Annotated in this window: 22 protein-coding genes and 1 pseudogene; 15 read left to right on the top strand and 8 right to left on the bottom strand. The window is 69.3% G+C overall.

What is annotated here, in order from left to right:
* Positions 1 to 179: 179 nt before the first annotated feature.
* Positions 180 to 806, bottom strand: a complete 627-nt coding sequence (locus OC490_RS49450; RefSeq protein ID WP_315986732.1) for a hypothetical protein — start codon at positions 804 to 806, stop codon at positions 180 to 182.
* 117 nt (positions 807 to 923) lie between these two features.
* Between OC490_RS49450 and OC490_RS44575 the strand changes: the two genes are divergently transcribed.
* The gene (locus tag OC490_RS44575) at positions 924 to 1,868 is read left to right on the top strand and encodes a helix-turn-helix domain-containing protein (protein ID WP_262063784.1); all 945 of its coding nucleotides are present in this window, start codon (positions 924 to 926) and stop codon (positions 1,866 to 1,868) included.
* On the top strand, positions 1,831 to 1,944 hold the full coding sequence (locus OC490_RS44570; protein WP_262063787.1) for a DUF397 domain-containing protein: 114 nt from the start codon (positions 1,831 to 1,833) through the stop codon (positions 1,942 to 1,944). Before OC490_RS44575 ends, OC490_RS44570 begins: the two co-directional genes overlap by 38 nt.
* A gap of 27 nt (positions 1,945 to 1,971) precedes the next feature.
* Here the strand turns inward: OC490_RS44570 and OC490_RS44565 are convergent, their stop codons facing one another.
* A complete protein-coding gene (locus tag OC490_RS44565; protein WP_262063783.1) occupies positions 1,972 to 2,946 on the bottom strand; it encodes a zinc-binding alcohol dehydrogenase family protein in 975 nt (324 codons plus the stop codon).
* An 88-nt stretch (positions 2,947 to 3,034) separates the two neighbouring features.
* On the opposite strand from OC490_RS44565, the gene OC490_RS44560 reads away from it, so the two are divergent.
* Positions 3,035 to 3,373 carry an ArsR/SmtB family transcription factor gene (locus tag OC490_RS44560; RefSeq protein ID WP_262063782.1) on the top strand — a complete coding sequence of 113 codons (339 nt, stop codon included), beginning with the start codon at positions 3,035 to 3,037 and terminating at the stop codon, positions 3,371 to 3,373.
* 13 nt (positions 3,374 to 3,386) lie between these two features.
* Positions 3,387 to 4,274, top strand: coding sequence for an SDR family oxidoreductase (locus tag OC490_RS44555; protein WP_262063786.1), 888 nt, complete (start codon positions 3,387 to 3,389; stop codon positions 4,272 to 4,274).
* 114 nt (positions 4,275 to 4,388) lie between these two features.
* Here the strand turns inward: OC490_RS44555 and OC490_RS44550 are convergent.
* Positions 4,389 to 4,475, bottom strand: a pseudogene (locus OC490_RS44550) (Hsp70 family protein); the annotation flags it as partial.
* Positions 4,476 to 4,536: 61 nt separating this feature from the next.
* On the opposite strand from OC490_RS44550, the gene OC490_RS44545 reads away from it, so the two are divergent.
* A complete protein-coding gene (locus OC490_RS44545; RefSeq protein WP_262063781.1) occupies positions 4,537 to 5,190 on the top strand; it encodes a hypothetical protein in 654 nt (217 codons plus the stop codon).
* Here OC490_RS44545 and OC490_RS44540 read toward each other — a convergent pair.
* A complete protein-coding gene (locus tag OC490_RS44540) occupies positions 5,166 to 6,593 on the bottom strand; it encodes a purine-cytosine permease family protein (protein WP_262063780.1) in 1,428 nt (475 codons plus the stop codon). The genes OC490_RS44545 and OC490_RS44540 overlap by 25 nt on opposite strands.
* Before the next feature lie 87 nt (positions 6,594 to 6,680).
* Entirely contained in the window at positions 6,681 to 6,980 is a 300-nt protein-coding gene (locus tag OC490_RS44535) for a PLD nuclease N-terminal domain-containing protein (protein WP_262063779.1), read from the bottom strand.
* 330 nt (positions 6,981 to 7,310) lie between these two features.
* Between OC490_RS44535 and OC490_RS44530 the strand changes: the two genes are divergently transcribed.
* The 3 genes from OC490_RS44530 to OC490_RS44520 are packed head-to-tail and all read left to right on the top strand — an operon-like array spanning position 7,311 to position 10,283.
* Complete coding sequence (locus tag OC490_RS44530; protein WP_262063778.1) at positions 7,311 to 8,765, top strand: menaquinone biosynthesis decarboxylase; 1,455 nt, start codon at positions 7,311 to 7,313, stop codon at positions 8,763 to 8,765.
* Positions 8,762 to 9,664: a menaquinone biosynthesis prenyltransferase MqnP gene (gene mqnP / locus OC490_RS44525; RefSeq protein ID WP_262063777.1), complete on the top strand. Its 903-nt coding sequence runs from the start codon at positions 8,762 to 8,764 to the stop codon at positions 9,662 to 9,664. Before OC490_RS44530 ends, mqnP begins: the two co-directional genes overlap by 4 nt.
* 46 nt (positions 9,665 to 9,710) lie before the next feature.
* A complete protein-coding gene (locus OC490_RS44520) occupies positions 9,711 to 10,283 on the top strand; it encodes a Uma2 family endonuclease (protein ID WP_262063776.1) in 573 nt (190 codons plus the stop codon).
* On the opposite strand, the gene OC490_RS44515 is transcribed toward OC490_RS44520, so the two are convergent.
* Positions 10,274 to 10,879: a rhomboid family intramembrane serine protease gene (locus OC490_RS44515; RefSeq protein WP_262063775.1), complete on the bottom strand. Its 606-nt coding sequence runs from the start codon at positions 10,877 to 10,879 to the stop codon at positions 10,274 to 10,276. The genes OC490_RS44520 and OC490_RS44515 overlap by 10 nt on opposite strands.
* A 91-nt stretch (positions 10,880 to 10,970) precedes the next feature.
* Here OC490_RS44515 and OC490_RS44510 point away from each other — a divergent pair, with 91 nt between their 5' ends.
* The 6 genes from OC490_RS44510 (at position 10,971) to OC490_RS44485 (ending at position 15,047) form a co-directional block, all read left to right on the top strand.
* On the top strand, positions 10,971 to 11,657 hold the full coding sequence (locus OC490_RS44510; protein ID WP_262063774.1) for a UbiX family flavin prenyltransferase: 687 nt from the start codon (positions 10,971 to 10,973) through the stop codon (positions 11,655 to 11,657).
* Positions 11,658 to 11,758: 101 nt separating this feature from the next.
* A complete protein-coding gene (locus OC490_RS44505; protein WP_262063773.1) occupies positions 11,759 to 12,214 on the top strand; it encodes an Lrp/AsnC family transcriptional regulator in 456 nt (151 codons plus the stop codon).
* Between the two features lie 41 nt (positions 12,215 to 12,255).
* On the top strand, positions 12,256 to 13,419 hold the full coding sequence (gene mqnE / locus OC490_RS44500) for an aminofutalosine synthase MqnE (RefSeq protein WP_262063772.1): 1,164 nt from the start codon (positions 12,256 to 12,258) through the stop codon (positions 13,417 to 13,419).
* A gap of 10 nt (positions 13,420 to 13,429) precedes the next feature.
* Positions 13,430 to 13,954 carry a GNAT family N-acetyltransferase gene (locus OC490_RS44495; RefSeq protein WP_262063771.1) on the top strand — a complete coding sequence of 175 codons (525 nt, stop codon included), beginning with the start codon at positions 13,430 to 13,432 and terminating at the stop codon, positions 13,952 to 13,954.
* A 106-nt stretch (positions 13,955 to 14,060) separates the two neighbouring features.
* Complete coding sequence (locus OC490_RS44490; RefSeq protein ID WP_262063770.1) at positions 14,061 to 14,360, top strand: DUF4229 domain-containing protein; 300 nt, start codon at positions 14,061 to 14,063, stop codon at positions 14,358 to 14,360.
* Between the two features lie 27 nt (positions 14,361 to 14,387).
* Positions 14,388 to 15,047 carry a TetR/AcrR family transcriptional regulator gene (locus tag OC490_RS44485; protein WP_262063769.1) on the top strand — a complete coding sequence of 220 codons (660 nt, stop codon included), beginning with the start codon at positions 14,388 to 14,390 and terminating at the stop codon, positions 15,045 to 15,047.
* Positions 15,048 to 15,051: 4 nt separating this feature from the next.
* Here OC490_RS44485 and OC490_RS44480 read toward each other — a convergent pair whose 3' ends face one another.
* Entirely contained in the window at positions 15,052 to 16,344 is a 1,293-nt protein-coding gene (locus tag OC490_RS44480) for a DUF6716 putative glycosyltransferase (RefSeq protein ID WP_262063768.1), read from the bottom strand.
* Between the two features lie 207 nt (positions 16,345 to 16,551).
* Positions 16,552 to 17,400, bottom strand: a complete 849-nt coding sequence (locus OC490_RS44475) for a MaoC family dehydratase (protein ID WP_262063767.1) — start codon at positions 17,398 to 17,400, stop codon at positions 16,552 to 16,554.
* Between the two features lie 351 nt (positions 17,401 to 17,751).
* On the opposite strand from OC490_RS44475, the gene OC490_RS44470 reads away from it, so the two are divergent.
* Positions 17,752 to 19,665, top strand: coding sequence for an AMP-dependent synthetase/ligase (locus OC490_RS44470; protein ID WP_262063766.1), 1,914 nt, complete (start codon positions 17,752 to 17,754; stop codon positions 19,663 to 19,665).
* Positions 19,666 to 19,684: the final 19 nt, after the last annotated feature.

Raw genomic sequence — 19,684 nt, 5'->3', positions numbered from 1 at the left:
CCCGGCCGCTCGCTCGCTTCTCAAACGGGCTGGAGCGGACCTAGTCAAGGGTGACCCGAAGGGTCATCGCCGCAGGCGACGCGACCGCAGGGAGCGCCCTTTACTCGGTCCGTGGAAGCCCGACACTGACAAAGAAGCGAGTGGCCCAACGTTCACCTGCCAACCAACCCCCACCGCGCTCACCCCTGAACCTGTGCCTCCAACACCGCATAGTCCGCGAAGCTGCGGCGGTAGCGGGTGTGTCTGGTCTCCTGGGTGTGGCTGTGCTGCCACTTCTCCACGGTTGTCGGGTCGGGGCATGGTCCGGATGTTGCGGCGCAGGAGACGCAGTGAGCCTCGTACTCCGGTTCCATGCCCGGGTCTTGCGTGATCGCGAAGGGAATGAACCGGGAGATTCGCCGGTGCCGGATGTCGTGGTCCCGGTGCTGGTGCCGGCGCAGCAGGACGTTCGCGTCGGTCTCGGCGGTGCCGTCGTTGCGGGCGCGGGCGCGGGCGTCGTGGCGGAGTGCGGCGAGGTCGGCGCAGGACGGGCAGTCGGGGATGGGGGAGGGTGGCGTACTGATGTCGTAGGGCACCGAATTCCCTTCGCCGGAGCGGGAGTTGGCCGCCTTCACGTTCGCGCTCAGTCGTTCCTCCGGAGTCGCGGGACGTACCGACCCGGGGTTGGCCTCCCACTCCCGGCCGCCGCCGACCGGGCGCAGCATCGCGTAGGGGCCCGCCTTGCCCCGATACTCGCCCACCTTGTTCGCACTGGCGTCGTAAACGAGCGTTCCCTGTTCGATCTGCTTCGAGATTGGCTCAACCATGTTCACTCCGGGGCCACTTCATCACTCTGGGTGTATTGAGAGTCGCGTAGGGGAACGGTGCGTATCAATGCTTGACGCGTGCCACTGGGCCATTGCCACGGAGGGGAGGCCGGTTCTGTGACCCAGCGAAATGCGGAGGCCACGGGCGGAGTCAGTAACGCGGTGCTCTTCGGTGACTTACTCCGCTTCTATCGGGAAGCCGAGTTGCTCACCCAGGAGGCGTTGGCCAAGCAGATCCCTTGCGACCGTTCCCATGTGGCCAAGGTCGAGGCGGGCACACGGGTTCCGCAGGAGTCGTTCGCGAAGAAGTGCGACGAAATCCTGGGTACGGGTGGGGCGTTGCTGCGCATGTGGCGCCAGATCGACTGGTACCCCGAGGTCCAGCATCCTGATTGGTTCGAGCGGCGGGCTGAGATGGATGGGCGGGCGGTAGTGCTGAGGGAGTATCAGGACCAGGTCATTCCGGGCCTGTTGCAGACGCCCGGCTATGCGCATGCCCTGTTCAGCCGTAGTCGCACGGACGTTGACGAGATCGAGTCGCGCGTCCGGGCCCGATTGAGCCGCCAGCCGCGTTTCCTCGCCGACGAGGGCCCGTTGTACGTCGCTGTTCTGGACGAGAGTTGTCTGCGTAACGCGGTGGGTAGTCCGGAGACCATGCGGGACCAGTGCGCCCATCTACTGAGTGTCGGTCGGCGTCCCAACATCCGTATCCAGGTGGCCCCGGCGGGTCTCTTCGGACTCATTCGCCCTCGCAACTCGATGTCGTTGATCGAGCTGCCGGACGGGCGGTGGGTCTATTCGGAATCCCTGGACCGTGGCCACTTCAACAACGATCCGACCACCTTCGCGCGCCACAGCCAGACCTATGATGTGCTCAGGGCGGACATTCCGTCGGCCCGCGAATCCGCCGCTCTGATCAGCGACGTGATGGAGGGTTACGAGCACCATGGACAGGCACGAACTCGGCCCGGCCACCTGGATCAAGAGCAGCTACAGCGGCGACAACGGCGGCAACTGCGTAGAAATCGCCCCCGCTTTCCCCGCCGTGGTCCCGGTGCGTGACAGCAAGGTCTCCGAGGGCCCGGTGCTGGTCGTCACCCGCGCGGCCTGGTCGGCGTTCACGGCGACGCTTCGCTGACGTCGTCGCGGGGTGTGTGAAGGGTGCTTACTCCGCCACCCTGAGCAGCAACTTCCCCGTGCTCGTCCGTGCCCCCATCACCCGGTGCGCCTCCGCCGCCTCCGACAGCCCGAACTCCGCTGTCACCGGCAACGACACCGTGCCGTCGACCACCGTCGCGAACGCCCGCTCGGTCAGGGCTCGTAAGGCCGCCGGGTCGGTCTGTGCCAGGGTCAGGATCGAGAAGCCGGAGACGGAGAGGGCGCCGGGGTACAGCTCGGGCTGGCCCAGCTGCCAGGGTTCCGCCGAGCTCGCGTTGCCGAAGGAGACCAGGCGGCCGTAGGTCGCGAGGGAGGCCAGGCCGGCGCGGAGTGTGTCGCCGCCCACCGGGTCCAGGGCCAGGTCGACCCCGCGCCCCGCCGTCGCCGCCCGCACCGGCGTCTCGAACTCGCCCACGAACACCTCGTCGTAGCCGTACCCCCGCGCGAACTCCGCCTTCGCCGCGCTCGATACGACCCCGTACACCGCCCCGGCGCCCGCCGCCCGCGCCAACTGTCCCACCACCGTGCCGATTCCGCCCGCCGCGCCCTGTACGAGCAGTGTCTCGCCGGGCTGGAGGCGGCCGACCGAGTGGATCAAGGCGTACGCGGTCGGCAGGACGGTGGGGAGGGTGGCGGCCGTGCGGAGGTCCACGCCCTCGGGGAGGGGGAAGACCGTCACCGCGTCGGTGACGGCCACCTCCGCGTACGCGCCGCCCGCCGTCAGGGCCGCCACCTCCTGGCCCACGGTGAGACCTTCGACACCGGCGCCGATCTCCCGTACCCGGCCGGAGACCTCAAGTCCCGGTACGAAAGGGAGACTTGGCACCCGGTAGCCCTCGCCGCGCGCCTTGAGGTCGGCGAAGTTCACCCCGGTGTACGCCACGTCGACGCTCACCTGGCCGGGGCCGGGGCGCGGTGTCTCCGTCTCCACGCTCTTCAGGACCTCGGGACCGCCGTACTCCTGGATTTCGACCGCGCGCATGCCGGACTCCCTGCTCGACTGTTCAATGAAAAGCGAACACTCGCGAGTGTATGGTTTTCATCGAACACTCGGCAAGTGGGAGGCCCGCGTGGCGCAGCGAGACGGCAGCACCGGAAGTCACCGGGCCGCCCCCGAACACACCCACCCCGACGACGTCCGCGTGCAGTCCGCCCTCGCCGCGCTCGCCGATCCCGTACGCCTCACCCTCGTAAGGGAGTTGGCGGGGGCCGACGACTGGACCCGTACCTGTGGCAGCTTCGACGTGCCCGTCGGCAAGGCCGCGCTGAGTCATCACTTCGCCGTGCTGCGGGGCGCGGGGATCGTGGAACAGCGGGACGAGGGGCCCAAGCGGGTCAACCGGCTGCGGAGGGAAGAGTTCGGTGCCCGGTTCCCGGGGCTGCTGGAACTCGTGCTGCGTGCAGAATGAGTCGGGTCATGTGCTGCACGCGGGCCCGTCGTATCTCCAGGCAAGGAAGACCCTCATGACCTCCCCGAAGACGGTTCTGATCACCGGTACGTCCTCCGGCATCGGCCTGGCCACGGCCGTCGGCACCGCACGGGCGGGCTGGACGACCATCGCCACCATGCGCGACACAGGCAAGGCGGACGCCCTGCTCAAGGCCGCCGCCGAGGCGGGCGTCGCGAACCGCGTCCAGGTCAGGCGCCTGGACGTGACCGACACCGTCGGCCTCACCGCCTGCCTGGACGAGGTCGTCGCCGAGCACGGCCGCCTGGACGCGTTGGTCAACAACGCCGGCGCAGCCCAGGTCGGCACCATCGAGCAGAGCAGCGTCGAGGACGTCCGCGCGGCGATGGAGGTCAACTTCTTCGGCGTGGTGGCGATGACCCGGGCCGCCCTGCCGCACCTCCGCGCGTCGAAGGGCCGGGTGATCACCGTCAGCAGCGTCGGCGGCGCCGTCGGCCAGCCCTTCAACGAGGCGTACTGCGCGGCCAAGTTCGCCGTCGAGGGCTTCATGCAGTCGCTCGCGCCGGTCGCCGCGACCGTCGGCGTCGACGTCACCGTGGTCGAACCGGGTGCGGTGGCAAGCGAGTTCGTCGCCAACCTCGGCCTGGACGTCCCGGCCCTGCTTGCCGCCGCCGGTCCCTACGGCCCGGCGCTTCAGGCCTACATCGCCCGCACCCAGCAGTCGTTCGGCAACGCCCAGACGCCGGCCGAGGCGGCCGTCCCGATCGTCGACGCCCTGACCGCCGCCCACCCGCCCTTCCGCGTCCAGACCTCGCAGTGGGCCCGCGACTTCGTCGCCACGACCCTCGCCGACCCCGACGGCTCCGCCGTCCAGGCCCTCACCGGTACCTGGGTCCGCTGACAGCTCCGCGTCCGTGATGCCCAAGGCAGCCGGTCGAGCAACGCCCCGATGATGGCGGTGGCCCTCTCGGCGGCCTCCTGGACCGCCGCGGCGTCCCGTTTCAGCGGCCGACCCGCCGACCAGCACCTCACCGTCCTTCGTGAAGGCGACGGCGGACGGCGTGGTCCTGGTGCCCTCCGCGTTGGTGATGACCGTGGGCTCTGAACGCGTCCGGCTCCCGCCGCGTCACAGTGTCGGGTCAGGCGTAGGAGGGGGATTCGGCGTGGAGAAGCACCTGAAGAAGTACCTGTGGACCTTCGTGGTCGTCGCGATCGTCGCCGTGGCGGTCCTGGTCGCCCTGGCCGTGCACGGGCTCATGAATCTGGGTGCCGACGACGGGACCGTGAGCGGCGCCCGGCCGAAGGCCGACACCGGTGTCCATCGCGCGTGCGTCGGCACCCGCCCCGTCGACAGCCTCCCCGACGCCTACGACGACAACTCCCCCCTCGAACCCCTCGAACGCGTCGTCGCCCGCATCGACAAGCTCGCCCACGCCGACCGCTACGCCGCCGTCTACACCGGTCTCTCCCTCGACGAGGACAGCAAGAGCGTGGACGTATGGCGGGTGCCACCCTCGGCCATCTTCGACGCCGAGGTCTGCGGGTCCGTTGTGAAGGGCGTGACCGTGCGGCTTCACGACGCCGACGTCGACCGGAAGACGCTCGACGCGCTGGCCGAGCGGGTCGGCGACGACATGAGCCGCTGGGACGGCACCTTCCGGATGCGTGAAGTCGGCGTGGACGAGCGGGGGTTCGTGCTGGTCGGGGTCGACGACCCCGACACGGCACGACCGATCGTCGAGAAGGCCTACGGCGCGGAGAACGGCCGGTACATCAAGATCGAGCACGTGAATCAGGCGTCGACCTTGGTCGGCTGAGGCTGAACCCGGCCCTTCTGTCCCGTAACCGAACGCAGCACCACGTACAGCACCGCGCTCAGCACGAAGCCCACGATCGGCGTGCTGTCGCCGAACGACGGCCAGTGCTTCGGGACGTAGCCGACGTAGTCCTCCTGGTTGGAGAAGAGCGGGACCGAGACCCCGATGCCGATCAACAGGGCTGCCAGGCCCGGCCAGTTGGTGAAGGTCGGGTCGGTGAGGCGGGGGGCCAGTTCCTCGGTGGGGGTGCGGGACTGGAACCAGCGCTCCACCAGGACCACGCCCAGCCAGGGGGCCACCCAGTACGCGATCACCAGCAGGAACGCCTCGTACGCCGAGCCCGCGTCGGACAGTGACGCCCACGCCGCCGCCGTACCGGCCACGCCCGAGACCACCACCAGGACACTGCGGTTGAGCCAGGCGGGGAGCTTCAGGCCCAGCGCGGTGAGCGAGATCGCACCGGAGTAGACGTTGAGGGCGTTCGCCGAGACCGCGCCGAGGATGATCGCGATCAGCACCAAGTTGCCGAGCCAGGACGGGAGATGGCCGGTGAAGGCCGCCGTGGGCGTCGCGTCCTTGGGGGCCAGCAACGTCGCCGAGGCCGCGCCCATCACCGCCACGAACGTCACCGACACGAACAGGCCGACCGCCGGGTAGAGGATGGTCCTGAACTTGTTCGCCGTGCGCGGGAGATAGCGCGAGTAGTCCGTCGCGTACGGGTTCCAGCCCGCCGCGTAGCCCCAGGCCGCGCTGAGCGCGAGCAGGAAGCCGCCGATTCCGCCGCCCGTGCCGCCACCGCCCAGGTGCGCGTCCTTGAAGGTCCACACGCCGGCCAGCAGGAAGATCACGGCGAGGGCCGGGAACGCGTACTTCTCGAAGGTGTGCACGAAGTTGTGGCCGATGAAGCCGATGAGGATTTCGGCCACGACCACGAGGAGCAGCGACGGGAGGGGACGTAGACCCGTCAGGGTGTTCAGTGCGAAGGCCGCGCTCACGCTGTTCACCGCGAACCAACCGACGCCCGCCACCAGGCCGTTGGCCGCCGACGGGAGGATGTTGCCGCGGAAGCCGAAGGAGAAGCGGCCGATCACCATCTGCGGGACGCCGAAGCGCGGGCCGTCCAGGGAGAGGAAGCCCTGCGTGATCGCGCCGAGGCCGGTGCCCAGGACGATCGCCGCGGTCGCCTGCCAGAAGCTCAGGCCGAAGAAGAGGACCGAGATCACGCCGATGTAGACGGTCGCGAACTCGATGTTCGGGGAGGCCCAGGTCCAGAGCAACTGGAGCGGGCTGCCGTGCCGTTCGGCGTCGGGGATGGGCTCGGCACCCGCCGTCTCTACGGCGATGACCTTGTCACCGTATTCGGGGGCGAGGGTGCCGGCGGTATCGGCGGGAGCAGTCGTCATGCGAGGTAAGTGTCCGGTTCCTGCCGGTCCGGGCCCAGAGGCGCAATGTCCGTACCGGGCCGCTCACCGGCGTACAACCTGCACGTATCACTCGGCCTTGGGGTCGTCCTTGAGGTCGTCCTTGTTCAGGGACTTCAGGAACTCGGGGTTGTCGTCCGGCGCGATCCACCGGCCCTGCGCGGCCGACGCCTCGTCCCCGGTGCGCCGTGCCCGGCCCGCGATCAGCCAGGCGACCGGGCCGACCAGGACCTCCCCGAAGAGCAGGATGACGAACACCCACGCCAGCTTCGGCATGCCCCGCACGTCCTCCTCGGGCGTGTTCAGGCAGTCCACGAAGGCGTAGATCCACAGAGCCAGGACCAGCAGGAAGGGCAGATACCTGAGCATGGTGGCGAGATTCTCCTGAGAGGTGAGACGGCCCCGGTCGGGGCCAGGTTAGCGGGTGGGTAAGAATCACGGTCCCCGGCTTGTCCTGTTCGGTACCGCGCGCAGGATGGGGGGATGGCGCGAGTGGTCGTGCAGTGCAGTCAGGGGCACCTCTTCTCGACGGTGTGGGTGCCTTTCGCCTCGTTCAAAGCCGTGCGGCTGGGACGGTCGCGCTATCAGAGGTGTCCCGAATGCGGACGTTTCCGGCTGGTGCGTAAGGCATCCGACCGTACGACCCGCAACGGCGACCCGTGAGCCGGGTCGCCGGGCCCGTGCCGGATACTGGGACACATGGCTTACGACGATCTTCGCTCCCTGCTCAGGGCACTGGAGCGCGAGGGAGACCTCAAGCGCATCAAGGCCGAGGTGGACCCCTATCTGGAGGTCGGGGAGATCGTCGACCGGGTCCAGAAGGCCGGTGGGCCCGCTCTTCTCTTCGAGAACGTCCGCGGATCGACCATGCCCCTCGCCATGAACGTCTTCGGGACCGACCGGCGGCTGCTGAAAGCGCTGGGGCTGAAGTCGTACGGCGATATCTCGGACAAGATCGGCGGGCTGCTGCGGCCCGAGCTGCCGCAGGGGTTCGTGGGGGTGCGGGACGCCTTCGGGAAGCTCGGCGCGATGACGCACGTACCGCCGAAGAAGGTCAAGGACGCGCCCGTGCAGGAGGTCGTCCTCCAGGGGGACGACGTCGATCTTGACGCGCTGCCCGCGCTCTTCACCTGGCCGCAGGACGGCGGGTCCTTCTTCAATCTGGGGCTGACGCACACGAAGGACCCCGAGAGCGGGATCCGCAATCTCGGGCTCTACCGGCTCCAACGGCACGACAAGCGCACCATCGGCATGCACTGGCAGATCCACAAGGACAGCCGGAATCACTATCAGGTGGCGGCGAGGCGGGGCGAGCGGCTGCCCGTCGCCATCGCCTTCGGGTGTCCGCCCGCCGTGACCTACGCCTCCACCGCGCCCCTTCCCGGTGACATCGACGAGTACCTGTTCGCCGGGTTCATCGCGGGCAAGCGGATCGAGATGGTCGACTGCAAGACCGTGCCGTTGCAGGTGCCGGCGCAGGCCGAGGTCGTCATCGAGGGGTGGCTGGAGCCCGGCGAGATGCTGCCGGAGGGGCCGTTCGGGGACCACACCGGGTTCTACACGCCGCAGGAGCCGTTCCCGGCGCTGACCATCGACTGCGTCACGATGCGGAAGCGGCCGTTGCTTCAGTCGATCGTCGTAGGCCGGCCTCCGACGGAGGACGGACCGCTGGGACGGGCGACGGAGCGGTTCTTCCTCCCGCTGCTGAAGATCATCGTGCCGGACATCGTGGACTACCACCTGCCCGAAGCGGGCGGATTCCACAACTGCGCGATCGTCTCCATCGACAAGAAGTACCCGAAGCACGCCCAGAAGGTGATGCACGCGGTCTGGGGTGCGCACATGATGTCCCTGACCAAGCTGATCGTGGTCGTCGACGCTGATTGCGACGTCCACGATCTGCACGAGGTCGCGTGGCGAGCCCTCGGCAACACGGACTACGCCCGGGACCTGTCGGTCGTGGAAGGACCCGTCGATCATCTCGACCATGCCTCCTACCAGCAGTTCTGGGGCGGCAAGGCGGGGATCGACGCGACGAGGAAGTGGCCCGAGGAGGGCTACACGCGGGACGGCGGCTGGCCCGAGATGGTGCTGTCCGACCCGGAGACGGCGGCGAAGGTCGACCGCCGGTGGAAGGAGTACGGACTTTCGTGAGCAGCGCATCAGCCGCGATCCCGCAGCCGGGGCGCACCAAGGCGTTCCTACGCCTCGTCATGATCGAGCACTCCGTCTTCGCCCTGCCCTTCGCCTACATCGCGGCGCTGACCGCGATGTTCCGGCTGGACGGGAACATCCACTGGGGGCGGCTGCTGCTGGTCACCATCTGCATGGTGGGGCTGCGCACGTTCGCGATGGCGGTGAACCGGATCATCGACCGGGAGATCGACGCCCGTAACCCGCGCACGGCACACCGCGAGCTGGTCACCGGCGCGATGACGGTGAAGCACGCGTGGACGGGCGCGCTCGTCGCCCTGGTCGTCTTCCTGGGCTCGGCGGCGCTCCTCAACCCGCTCTGTCTGGCGCTGGCCCCCATCGCGGTGATCCCGATGGTGGTCTACCCGTACGGCAAGCGGTTCACGAACTTCCCGCAGGCCATCCTCGGTCTCGCCCAGGCCATGGGCCCGATCGGCGGCTGGCTGGCGATCACCGGCGAGTGGTCCTGGGACGCGGTGATCCTCGGACTCGCCGTCGGCATCTGGATCGGCGGCTTCGACCTGATCTACGCCTGCCAGGACATCGAGACCGACCGCGAGATCGGCGTCATGTCGGTCCCGGCCCGCTTCGGCATCCCGGCGTCCATCTGGGGCGCGCGGGTCTGCCACGCCATCACCACGGCCCTGCTCGCCTGGTACGGCGCGGCGACCGGCGCCGGTGCCTTCTACTGGTTCGGGCTGCTGATCGTCGCGGGCGCGTTCCTGTACGAGCACTCGATCGTGCGGCCGCATGATCTTTCGCGGTTGAACAGGGCGTTCTTCAGCGTCAACGGGTTCATCGGGATCGCCCTGTTCGTGTGCGCGCTGCTGGATCTGCTGGTTCGGGGTCTGACCGTGTGAGTAGCGTCCGGCTTACCATCGAGGGCAGGACCCCAGGGAGGCCAGCGTGACCGTCTCGGGCATCGACCGCCTGCACTCGCAGCTCAGCAAGCTGGAGGGCATGTTCCCCGGCTATCTGACGGAGATTGTCGAGGGCAGCATCGTGATGAACCCGGTCAGGGCGTTCCACGGACGAACCATCCAGCGTCTATGGGCGATTGTCGAGGATCAACTGCCCCAGGGCTGGGCCGTGGTGAGCGATGTGGCTTTCCCCTTCGACGACGCCAATGAGTTCTGTCCCGACCTCGCTGTCATTCCCGCCGAGGCGGAGGCCGAGAACCTGAGTGCCTACCCGTTCGACCTGATCGAGTTCGTCGCCGAGGTCGTGTCCCCGGAAAGCATCCGCCGCGACTACGAAATCAAGGCCCAGTGGTATGCCTCCCGGGGCATCGCCAACTACCTTGTCCTCGACCCTCTCAAGGGCCACGCCGTCACGATGTGGAACCCCGGCCCGGACGGCTATCGAGGCCGCGACACCCTCCCCTACGGCCCCGACCTCACCGTCGACTCTCCCCTGGGCAAGCTGACGATTCCGACCGCGCACCTTCCGGTTGACCCGAAAGCCCGCCCTCAGGACTGAAGCTCCGGCCTCTGTTGGGCGGGGCGCCGGAAGGCGAACGCCGCCGCCACCCCCGCCCCCAGCCCGACCAGATGCGCCTGCCAGCTCACCCCCGACTGCGTGGGTGCGAGCCCGAGCAGTATCGACGTGCCCCAGACCGCGCCGATCAGCAGGCCGACGGCGATGCCCAGCGGGCGGCGCTCGACGAAGCCGCTGACCAGCAGGAAGCCGAAGAGGCCGAAGATCAGGCCGGAGGCGCCCGCCGTGTTGGTGTGGGCCGGGGATATGAGCCAGACGCCGAGACCGTCCGCGACGATGATCAGCGCGCAGACCGCGGCGAACCTGCGGATGCCGCCCAGCGCGGCGAGGAAGCCGAACACCAGCAGCGGCACACTGTTCGCCGCCACATGGGCGAAGCCGAAGTGGATGAACGCGGCCGGGACGATGTCGATCAGCTGGGAGGGCTCGCGCGGCACGATTCCGAGGCTGTCGAGCGCGTGGCCGGACACCACGTCCACCACTTCGAGCAGCCACAACAGCGCGACCCAGCCCACCATCAGCTTGGCCGCGGCCTTCGCGCGGTCGCCCCGCGACCACTCCAACTCCGTACCGGACATGGCACCCCCCACGGTCCACTCGTCCCCACAGAAGAACGCCCCGGCCCCCTTGGCCGGTTCCCGTTCCGCGACGCCAGCTAGGCTCGGTGTCGTGAACCCAGTCAAGCCAGGAGAGACGCCGCGTACGCCTTGGATCGTAGGGGTGTCCGGCGCTTCCGGCACCCCATACGCGGCTGCGGTGCTGCGCGGGCTCCTCGACGCGGGCGAGAGTGTCGACCTCGTCGTGTCCCGGGCGTCCCGGCTCACCCTCCTCGACGAGACGGGGATCTCCTTCAGGGACGCGCACTGGCAGGACGACCTGCGGGAATGGCTGGCCCGCGGCGCCGACGGCAAGCCCGGCACCTTCGTGCCCGACATCGACGCCGTACGGCACTGGAGCGCGGGCGACCTCGCGGCGGGGCCGTCCTCGGGGTCGTACCCCGCGAAGGGGATGCTGATCGTGCCCGCGTCGACCGCCTGTGTCGCCGGGGTCGCCCTCGGGCTGAGCAAGGACCTGTTGCAGCGCGCGGCGAGCGTGACCCTCAAGGAGCGGCGCAGGCTGGTGGTGTCCGTACGCGAGACCCCGTTGAACGGGCAGACGCTGCGGCACCTCGTGACCCTGGACGACCTGGGCGCGGCCGTCGTGCCGGCCTCGCCCGGGTTCTACGCCGGCGCCACCCACATCCAGGACCTGGTGGACTTCGTCGCCGGGCGGGTCCTGGACGCGGCGGGTGTCGAGCACGATCTGTACCGCCGGTGGAAGGGCGACCTCGGGGGTTCCCGCACCACCGACAACTGACGTACGGCACCCACGAATTCACCTTCATCACCTTCATCACCTTCATCACCTTCATCACCTTCATCGTCATCACTCGTCATCACCGGAAGGCAATCGATCGCATGGACGCGGTGGACAGGCAGCTCATCCAGGCCCTGAGAGAGAACGGCCGGGCCTCCTACGCGGAGCTGGGGCGCCTCGTCGGCCTGTCGGGACCCAGCGTCACCGACCGCATCAACCGGCTGGAGGCGGCCGGTGTCATCACCGGCTACCGCGCGACCGTCGACTCGGCCTCCCTCGGCCTCGGCGTGATCGCCCTGATCGGCATCTCCCTCTCGGACGCCGCCGACCACGAGGACGTGGCGGCCCGGCTGAAGGACCTCAGCGAGATCGAGGACTGCTGGTTCATCGCGGGCGAGGACTCGTTCATGCTCAAGGTGCGGGCACCTGACGTGGACGGCCTGGAGAAGACCATCCGGCGGCTCAGCGGCACGAAGGGCGTCTCCAGGACCCGTACCACGATCGTGCTCTCCACGAAGTGGGAGAACCGGGTCGGAGAGCTGCCCGAAGAGGCTTAGGCGTACCGTTGACCGAGTCTGTCTTAGGAAGAGGTATGGGCATGGATGTCGGGCTCAAGCGCGAGCTGGAGCAGAAGGTCCGCTCCGGTGAGCGGCTGTCCCGCGAGGACGGCGTCGCGCTGTACGAGTCGGACGACCTGGCCTGGCTGGGCGGGCTGGCGCACGAGGTGCGGACGCGGAAGAACGGCGATGTCGTCCACTTCAACGTCAACCGCCACCTCAACATGACCAACGTGTGCACCGCGTCCTGCGCCTACTGCTCGTTCCAGCGCAAGCCGGGCGAGAAGGACGCGTACACGATGCGCATCGAGGAGGCCGTCCGTCTCGCCAAGGCGATGGAGGGCGAGAACCTCACCGAGCTGCACATCGTCAACGGCCTGCACCCGAACCTCCCCTGGCGCTACTACCCGCGCTCCCTGAGCGAGCTGAAGAAGGCCCTCCCGAACGTCTCGCTGAAGGCCTTCACGGCGACGGAGATCCACCACTTCGAGACCATCTCGGGGCTCAGCGCCTCCGAGATCCTCGACGAGCTGATCGACGCCGGCCTCGAATCCCTCACCGGCGGCGGCGCGGAGATCTTCGACTGGGAGGTCCGCCAGCACATCGTGGACCACCGCACGCACTGGGAGGACTGGTCGCGCATCCACCGGCTGGCGCACGAGAAGGGCCTCAAGACCCCGTGCACCATGCTCTACGGCCACATCGAGGAGCCGAAGCACCGGGTGGACCACGTGCTGCGGCTGCGCGAACTCCAGGACGAGACCGGCGGTTTCCAGGTCTTCATCCCGCTGCGCTACCAGCACGACTTCGTGGACATGAAGGACGGGAAGGTCCGCAACCGGCTGCAGGCGCGTACGCAGATGGCCACCGGCGCGGAGGCCCTCAAGACCTTCGCGGTCTCGCGGCTGCTCTTCGACAACGTCCCGCACGTCAAGGTCTTCTGGGTCATGCACGGCGTCCAGACCGCCCAACTCGCCCTCCAGCACGGTGCGGACGACATGGACGGCTCGGTCGTCGAGTACAAGATCACCCACGACGCCGACAACTACGGCACCCCGAACAAGCTCACCCGCGACGACCTCCTCGACCTGATCCGCGATGCCGGTTTCCAGCCGGTCGAGCGGAACACGCGCTACGAGATCATCCGCGAGTACGACGGCCCGGACCCGGCGCGGCGCGAGTCCCCGCAGCCGATGCGAGTGTGAGAACGGCACGATGGCGCTCACTTTTGAACTGGACCCCGCGATAACCCCTGCCCTGCGCGAGGAGATCCTCACCCTCTGGGCGGACGTCTCCAACGCGGGCGGCTCGGTCGGCTTCGTCGCACCGGTCACCGCGGACGAGATACGGCCCGAGCTGATCAAGCACTTCGTCTCCATGGCGGAGGGCCGCACCCGGCTGCTGGTCGGCCGGGACGAGACGGGCACGGTCGCCGCGACCGTGTTCCTCGCGTTCAACACGCACCGGCTGATGCTGCACTGGCTGTGGCTCTACACGGTGATGGTCCACCCCCGCCACCAGGGCAAGGGGTACGGGCGGGATCTGCTTGCCGCCGCCGAGAAGGCGGCCCGCGGTCTCGACGGCATCGAGGCGATCCGCCTCACCTGCCGGGGCGGGCACGGCCTGGAGCGGTTCTACGGCTCCTGCGGCTACAAGGAGGTCGGCCGGGTGCCCGGCGCGATCCGCGTCGCCCCGGGGGACGACCGGGACGACGTCTTCATGCTGCTGCCGCTGCTGTGAGCCCCTGCAGTGAGCCGCGCACCCCGCCCGAAGATCGGTGGGGGCGCGTGCTTCACTGAGTAGGACTGTTCGGTTGAGTCTGTTCGTTACGGAAGAGTGGATTGAGATGTTCCGCTACACGCTGTGGCGCCTCGGGGTCTTCGCGGGCTGCCTCGGAGTCGTCTGGGGCCTCGTCTACCTCGGCGTCTTCCCGCGCGGCTTCGGCGAGTCCAACGGCATGTGGATCGTCCTGCTGGCGCTGGTGATCTCGGCGCCGATCAGCTTCGTGGTGCTGCGCGGGGTGCGCGACCGGGCCTCGGTGCAGATCGTCGAGCGGGTCGACCGGATGAAGGCGAACCTGGACGCCAACCGCAACCAGGAGGACGAGGCCGTCGACGCCGCAGGTCCTCAGGGCCAGACTTCCTGACCCCTGGGCCGAACTACCCTTGCCCCCATGGGTGCCGTGAAGACCAAGCGGATGCCGCGTGCGGTCCGTGAGCAGCAGATGCTCGACGCCGCCGTGCGGACCTTCGGACAGCGCGGCTACATGGCTGCGTCGATGGACGAGATAGCCGAACTCGCGGGCGTGTCCAAGCCGTTGGTGTATCTCTACCTGAACTCGAAGGAAGACCTGTTCACCGCGTGCATCCGGCGCGAGGGGCAGGCGCTCACCGAGGCGGTGCGGGCCGGGGTCGACACCCGCTCGCCCGCCGACCGCCAACTCTGGGACGGACTGCGGGCGTTCTTCACCCACACCGCCCAGCATCCGGACGGCTGGTCCGTGCTGCATCTCCAGGCCCGCACCCACGGCGAGCCGTTCGCGGCCGAGGTGGCCGCGATGCGCGCCGAGCTCGTCGCGTTCGTCACCGAGTTGATCGCGGTCACCGCCCGCGAGGCACACCGCGACCCCGACCTCGCCGAGCGCGAGGTGGCCGGCCTCGCGGAGGCGTTGGTCGGTGCCGCCGAGTCGCTCGCCGCCTGGTCCAACACGACTCCGGGCGTCACCGCGAAGCAGACGGCGGCGACCCTGATGAACTTCGCGTGGGCCGGCCTCGGCAACCTCATGGAGGGGCGGCCCTGGACGCCGCCGGCCGGCACCGAGGACCGACCCTGAGGTCTCAGACGGCCCCCCACTTCCGCAGCGTCGGCGCCACCCGCTGATACCCCACCCGGTACACGGCCTTGGCGCCGCGCCTGGCCACTCCTCGTACGGCCTTCTTCACCCGGCCCGAACCGCCCGCGCCCAGCGGGGTGTTGAGCGGGCGGCCCTTCTCGTCGAAGCCGTTGCGGGCCAGCAGGCCGTTGAGGTAGATACCGGCGCGTTCCGGTGTGTAGTAGGGGCGCAGCGTCGGCAGTGGTCCCGCGGCGCGCAGCGCGGCCACGCGGGCGCGGGCGGCGGCGTAGGGGTCGCTCTTGCCGATGCCCTGTGCGTCCGCCCAGGCGGGGTCCGGCGACGGCAGGGCGCCGGCGTCGAGTTCGTCCCAGGAGGCCAGGCAGCCGGAGTGGATGAAGTAGTGGTTGCCGTGCGCCTCGCGGACGCCGAAGTCGGTGAGGATCGCGGTGGGTATGCCCCGCTGGATCGACTCCAGTGCGGCGGTGGAGCTGACGGTCACCAGGAGGTCGGTGCGGTCGAGGACCTCGCCCATGTTGCCGTAGACCAACTGGAGGTTGGCGGGGGCGGGTTCAGCCAGGTTCTGGATGAGGAGCTGGTAGGGGTCGGCCTCGACGTGGGTGGTGTGTTCGCCGGGGAGGCTGCGCAGCTTCATCAGGACCTGGCGGTCGGGGTGGCGCCGGGCGTGTGCGGCGGCCCGCTCCAGGAGCCGCAGCCGGTCCTGCTTGCTCTTGGGGACGGAGGGCTGGACGGCGAAGGTGACGGTGAACGGCCGCTCGGTGGACGGGCGGTAGGGCTCGCCGCCGAGGAAGGGCAGCGCGCACTCCACCACCGAGTCCGGGTCGACCCCGACGCTCGCGAACGCGGCGCCGAACCGGCGTGCGTCGTAGGCGGAGTTGGCGAGGACGAGGTCGCTGCCGCCACGGGTGAGGAGTCCGTCGACCATTTTCTCGTAGACGACGCCGACGTATCCGGTGACGGTGATCGGCCGGTGTTCGCGGCCCGCCCAGGCGAGGCCGAGGCTGTGGGTGAGGGCGAGGACCGTGCCGCCGGAGACGGCCATGACGACGATGTCCGCGTCGGCCAGTTCCGTGTCGTCGACCAGTTCGGCGGCGGGGAGTTCGCGCCGGCTGTCGGGTTCGATGCCGATCTCGGCGAGCTGCCGCTCGGTGGGGGTCGACCGGCCGCGCAGGAAGTACGCGTCGAGGGCGTGCCCGGGGGCGATCTGCTGGGCCACGGACGCGCCCCACTTCCAGCGGGTGTCCGAGTCGGCGAGTACGGCGATGCGTCTGGGGGGCATGGCTCAGGGGCCCTTCCTGGCGGGTCCGGCGAAGTGAGCCGAGGGTAAGAAGCGTTCCTGAGGAGTGCATGAGCGATCGCTTGAAAGAGCCTTGGGTGAGCTGGGGTTTCCCTGTGCGGAATGCTCAAGGGCCCTTTGCTCGCCTGGAGTTTCGCAATCGCCCGAAAGGGGGCGGACATGTTTTGTTCGCCCACTGTTCATGGGTGTTCAGGCAACGGGCGGGCGCACGAACCCCTCCACGTGTACCCGCCCGGCCGCGTCCCGCAGGGCGAAGCGGTCGTCGAGGGCCGCGTACTCCACGGTTCCCGGCAGCAGCACCGGCGCCCTGAACTCGGCCCGCGCCAGCGCGCGTTCGGGGGTTCCGTGGGCGGCGAGGCAGCGGGCCGCCGTCCACATGCCGTGCGCGATGGCGCGGGGGAAGCCGAACAGGCGGGCGGTGAGCGGGTGGAGGTGGATGGGGTTGCGGTCGCCGGACGCGGCACCGTAGCGCCGGCCCACGTCCTCGCCGAGCCGCCACTCGGCGACGGTGGGCAGCGGCAGCGGCTCCTCGGTCGCCCTGGGCGGCTGTGCTTCGGTGCGGTGCCGGGCGAGATACGTGCTCCGTGACTCCCAGACGAGTGTGTCCCCGGTCCGCATCTCCGTCGTGACCGTCGCCTCCGTGCCGCGTCGGTGCGGGGTCAACTCGTCGACGTAGACCGTGAGTTCGTACTCCCCGGTGGCCGGTACCGCCGTGTGCCGGGTGATCTCCACCGAGGTGTGGACCAGGCCGAGCAGCGGCAGTGGGAAGGTGCGGCAGCTCATCAGGCGCATGGCCAGCGGGAAGCCGAGGACGTGCGGATAGGTGATGGGCAGGGCGTCGTCGCCGGTGGGGAAGCCGCACACCCGCTCGTAGGCGGCCAGCTTTGCCAGGTCCACGCGGACGCCGGGCAGGACGAGCCGGGTGCGGGGGAACTCGGCGTCGGCGCGGGGCCGTTTGAAAGGGGAGAGGAGGGCGCCGCGGAGGAGGAGCGGGGTGAGCGCGGGGGCGTCGGTGAGGGGCGGATAGGGGTTGGCCATGTCCCACTCCCGGGTGGTGTCCTGGGCGGCTCTTTTCGGCTTACTTCGGAGTAAGGTTACCGCAGGTAAGGCCAAGTGGGGCGAGCCGGGCGGCCCATGACGGGTGCATGGGTGACGCACCGCCGGCACAAGGCCTGCGCATGGCCGACAAAACCCTGCGAACCCGCCGAGGTTGCACAGGCCCGGCCCCGTACCACCCCCGAAACCGCACCAAGTCCCCACGAGAGGCCCGTACGATCTGCGACCTGACCCGAGGTAACACCCTGCCGCGGGCCCGGATGAACGCCTCGGTACGCGCCATGCGTACCTAATGCAGCAGAGCGGTACAAGCTGCACGCCTCAGGAGCTGCCATGTCCCTCGCCTACCCGTCCGGCTACGACTACGACGGCGCGCCCGTACTCGTGGAGCCCGAGATACGGCGGCTGGACGGCGTGGTGCGCGAGGTGTCCGTACCGCCTCTCGTGCCGCCGGCCACGCACGGCTCGCTCGCCGACGTGCCGTTCGAGAACGCGGCGGCGACCCCCGACCACCTGGTCCTCAGCAGACAGGCGGAGGACGGGAGTTGGGCGGACGTCACGGCGGCCGAGTTCGCCGAGCAGGTGCAGGCCGTCGCCAAGGGGCTGATCGCGGAGGGCCTCGCGCCGGGCGACCGGATCGCGGTCATGGCGCGTACGTCGTACGAGTGGACGCTCCTCGACTTCGCCGCATGGGCGGCCGGGCTGGTCACCGTCCCCATCTACCCGACCTCCTCCCTCTTCCAGATCCGCTGGATCCTCCAGGACACCGGCGCGGTGGCGATGGCCGCCGAAACGGTTGCGCAGGCGTCGGCGCTCGGCCCGGAGACGCCCCGGCTGCCCGACCTGCGCCACATGTGGGTCTTCGAGAAGGGCCATCTGGACCGGCTGGCCGAACTGGGCCGGGGCCTCCCGGACCAGGAAGTCGCCGTACGGCGTGGGGTGTTGCTGCCCGACACGCTCGCCACCGTCATCTACACCTCGGGCACCACCGGCCGCCCCAAGGGCTGCGCGATCACCCACGGCAACTTCCTCGCCGAGGTCGACAACGCGATCGAACTCCTCTACGGCGTCTTCAAGAACAAGCAGAACGAAGAACCCTCCACGCTTCTCTTCCTTCCCTACTCCCATGTCTTCGGCCGGATGGTCGCGGTCGCCTGCATCCGCGCCCGGGTCCGCCTCGGACACGCGGCGAGCCTCAAGTCCGAGGACCTGCTGGCGGATCTGGCCAGCTTCCAGCCCACCTTCCTGCTGGCCATCCCGTACATGCTGGAGAAGGTCTTCAACAACGCGCGGGCGAAGGCGGAGAAGGGCGGCCGGGGCAAGGTCTTCGACCGCGCGACCAACGCGGCCGTCCGCTACGGCGAGGCCCTGGAGACCCGCCAGTCCGGCAAGGGCTCGGGCCCGAGCGGCCCGCTGAGGACGGCCCGTGCCTTCTACGACCCGCTCGTCTACCGCAAGATCCGCAACGCCCTCGGCGGCAAGCTCCGTTACGTCATCTGCGGCGGCTCCCCACTGGGCCGCCGCCTAGCCGCGTTCTACGCCGGCGCGGGCATCGAGATCTTCGAGGGCTACGGCCTCACCGAGACCACCGCGGCGGCGACCTGCACGCCGCCCCTCAAACCCCGGCTGGGGACGGTGGGTTGGCCGATGCCCGGCACCAAGGTCCGGATCGCCTCGGACGGTGAGATCCTGCTCGCCGGCGGCCAGGTCTTCCGGGGCTACTGGGACCCGCACGGCGACGGGGTCGCCTCCGCGTCCCAGGACGGCTGGCTCGCCACCGGCGACATCGGTCACCTCGACGACGAGGGCTATCTGACCATCACCGGCCGCAAGAAGGAGATCCTGATCACCGCCGGCGGCAAGAACGTGGCCCCGGCCCCGCTGGAGAACTGGCTGCGCGCCCACCCCCTGATCGGCCAGTGCATCGTCGTCGGCGACCGCCGCCCCTACGTCGCCGCCCTCATCACCCTCGACCTCGAAGGCATCACCCACTGGCGCCAGATGAACGGCAAGCACCCGGTCCCCGCCGAACTCCTGGTCGACGACGAGGAGTTGAGAGCGGTCCTGCAACGGGCCGTCGACGACGCCAACAAGCTGGTCTCCCGGCCCGAGTCCATCCGCCGCTTCAGCGTCCTCCCGGTGGACTTCACGGAGGCGGCCGGACATCTGACGCCGTCGATGAAGCTGCGGCGCGAGGTCGTCATGCGGGACTTCGCGCGGGACATCGAGGCGCTGTACGCGAACTAAGCGCCGTTCGGGGCGATTT

The organism is Streptomyces sp. STR69 (assembly GCF_024519455.1).
Classification (GTDB): domain Bacteria; phylum Actinomycetota; class Actinomycetes; order Streptomycetales; family Streptomycetaceae; genus Streptomyces.
This window is presented reverse-complemented; position numbering and strand designations above follow the sequence as displayed.

Excerpts from the sequence above, each read along its gene's own strand:
- OC490_RS49450 (WP_315986732.1), bottom strand. The coding sequence starts at position 806 with ATGGTTGAGCCAATCTCGAAGCAGATCGAACAGGGAACGCTCGTTTAC.
- OC490_RS44565 (WP_262063783.1), bottom strand. The coding sequence starts at position 2,946 with ATGCGCGCGGTCGAAATCCAGGAGTACGGCGGTCCCGAGGTCCTGAAG.
- OC490_RS44540 (WP_262063780.1), bottom strand. The coding sequence starts at position 6,593 with ATGACGACTGCTCCCGCCGATACCGCCGGCACCCTCGCCCCCGAATAC.
- OC490_RS44535 (WP_262063779.1), bottom strand. The coding sequence starts at position 6,980 with ATGCTCAGGTATCTGCCCTTCCTGCTGGTCCTGGCTCTGTGGATCTAC.
- OC490_RS44530 (WP_262063778.1), top strand. The coding sequence starts at position 7,311 with ATGGCTTACGACGATCTTCGCTCCCTGCTCAGGGCACTGGAGCGCGAG.
- OC490_RS44515 (WP_262063775.1), bottom strand. The coding sequence starts at position 10,879 with ATGTCCGGTACGGAGTTGGAGTGGTCGCGGGGCGACCGCGCGAAGGCC.
- OC490_RS44505 (WP_262063773.1), top strand. The coding sequence starts at position 11,759 with ATGGACGCGGTGGACAGGCAGCTCATCCAGGCCCTGAGAGAGAACGGC.
- mqnE (WP_262063772.1), top strand. The coding sequence starts at position 12,256 with ATGGATGTCGGGCTCAAGCGCGAGCTGGAGCAGAAGGTCCGCTCCGGT.
- OC490_RS44495 (WP_262063771.1), top strand. The coding sequence starts at position 13,430 with ATGGCGCTCACTTTTGAACTGGACCCCGCGATAACCCCTGCCCTGCGC.
- OC490_RS44490 (WP_262063770.1), top strand. The coding sequence starts at position 14,061 with ATGTTCCGCTACACGCTGTGGCGCCTCGGGGTCTTCGCGGGCTGCCTC.
- OC490_RS44485 (WP_262063769.1), top strand. The coding sequence starts at position 14,388 with ATGGGTGCCGTGAAGACCAAGCGGATGCCGCGTGCGGTCCGTGAGCAG.
- OC490_RS44480 (WP_262063768.1), bottom strand. The coding sequence starts at position 16,344 with ATGCCCCCCAGACGCATCGCCGTACTCGCCGACTCGGACACCCGCTGG.
- OC490_RS44475 (WP_262063767.1), bottom strand. The coding sequence starts at position 17,400 with ATGGCCAACCCCTATCCGCCCCTCACCGACGCCCCCGCGCTCACCCCG.
- OC490_RS44470 (WP_262063766.1), top strand. The coding sequence starts at position 17,752 with ATGTCCCTCGCCTACCCGTCCGGCTACGACTACGACGGCGCGCCCGTA.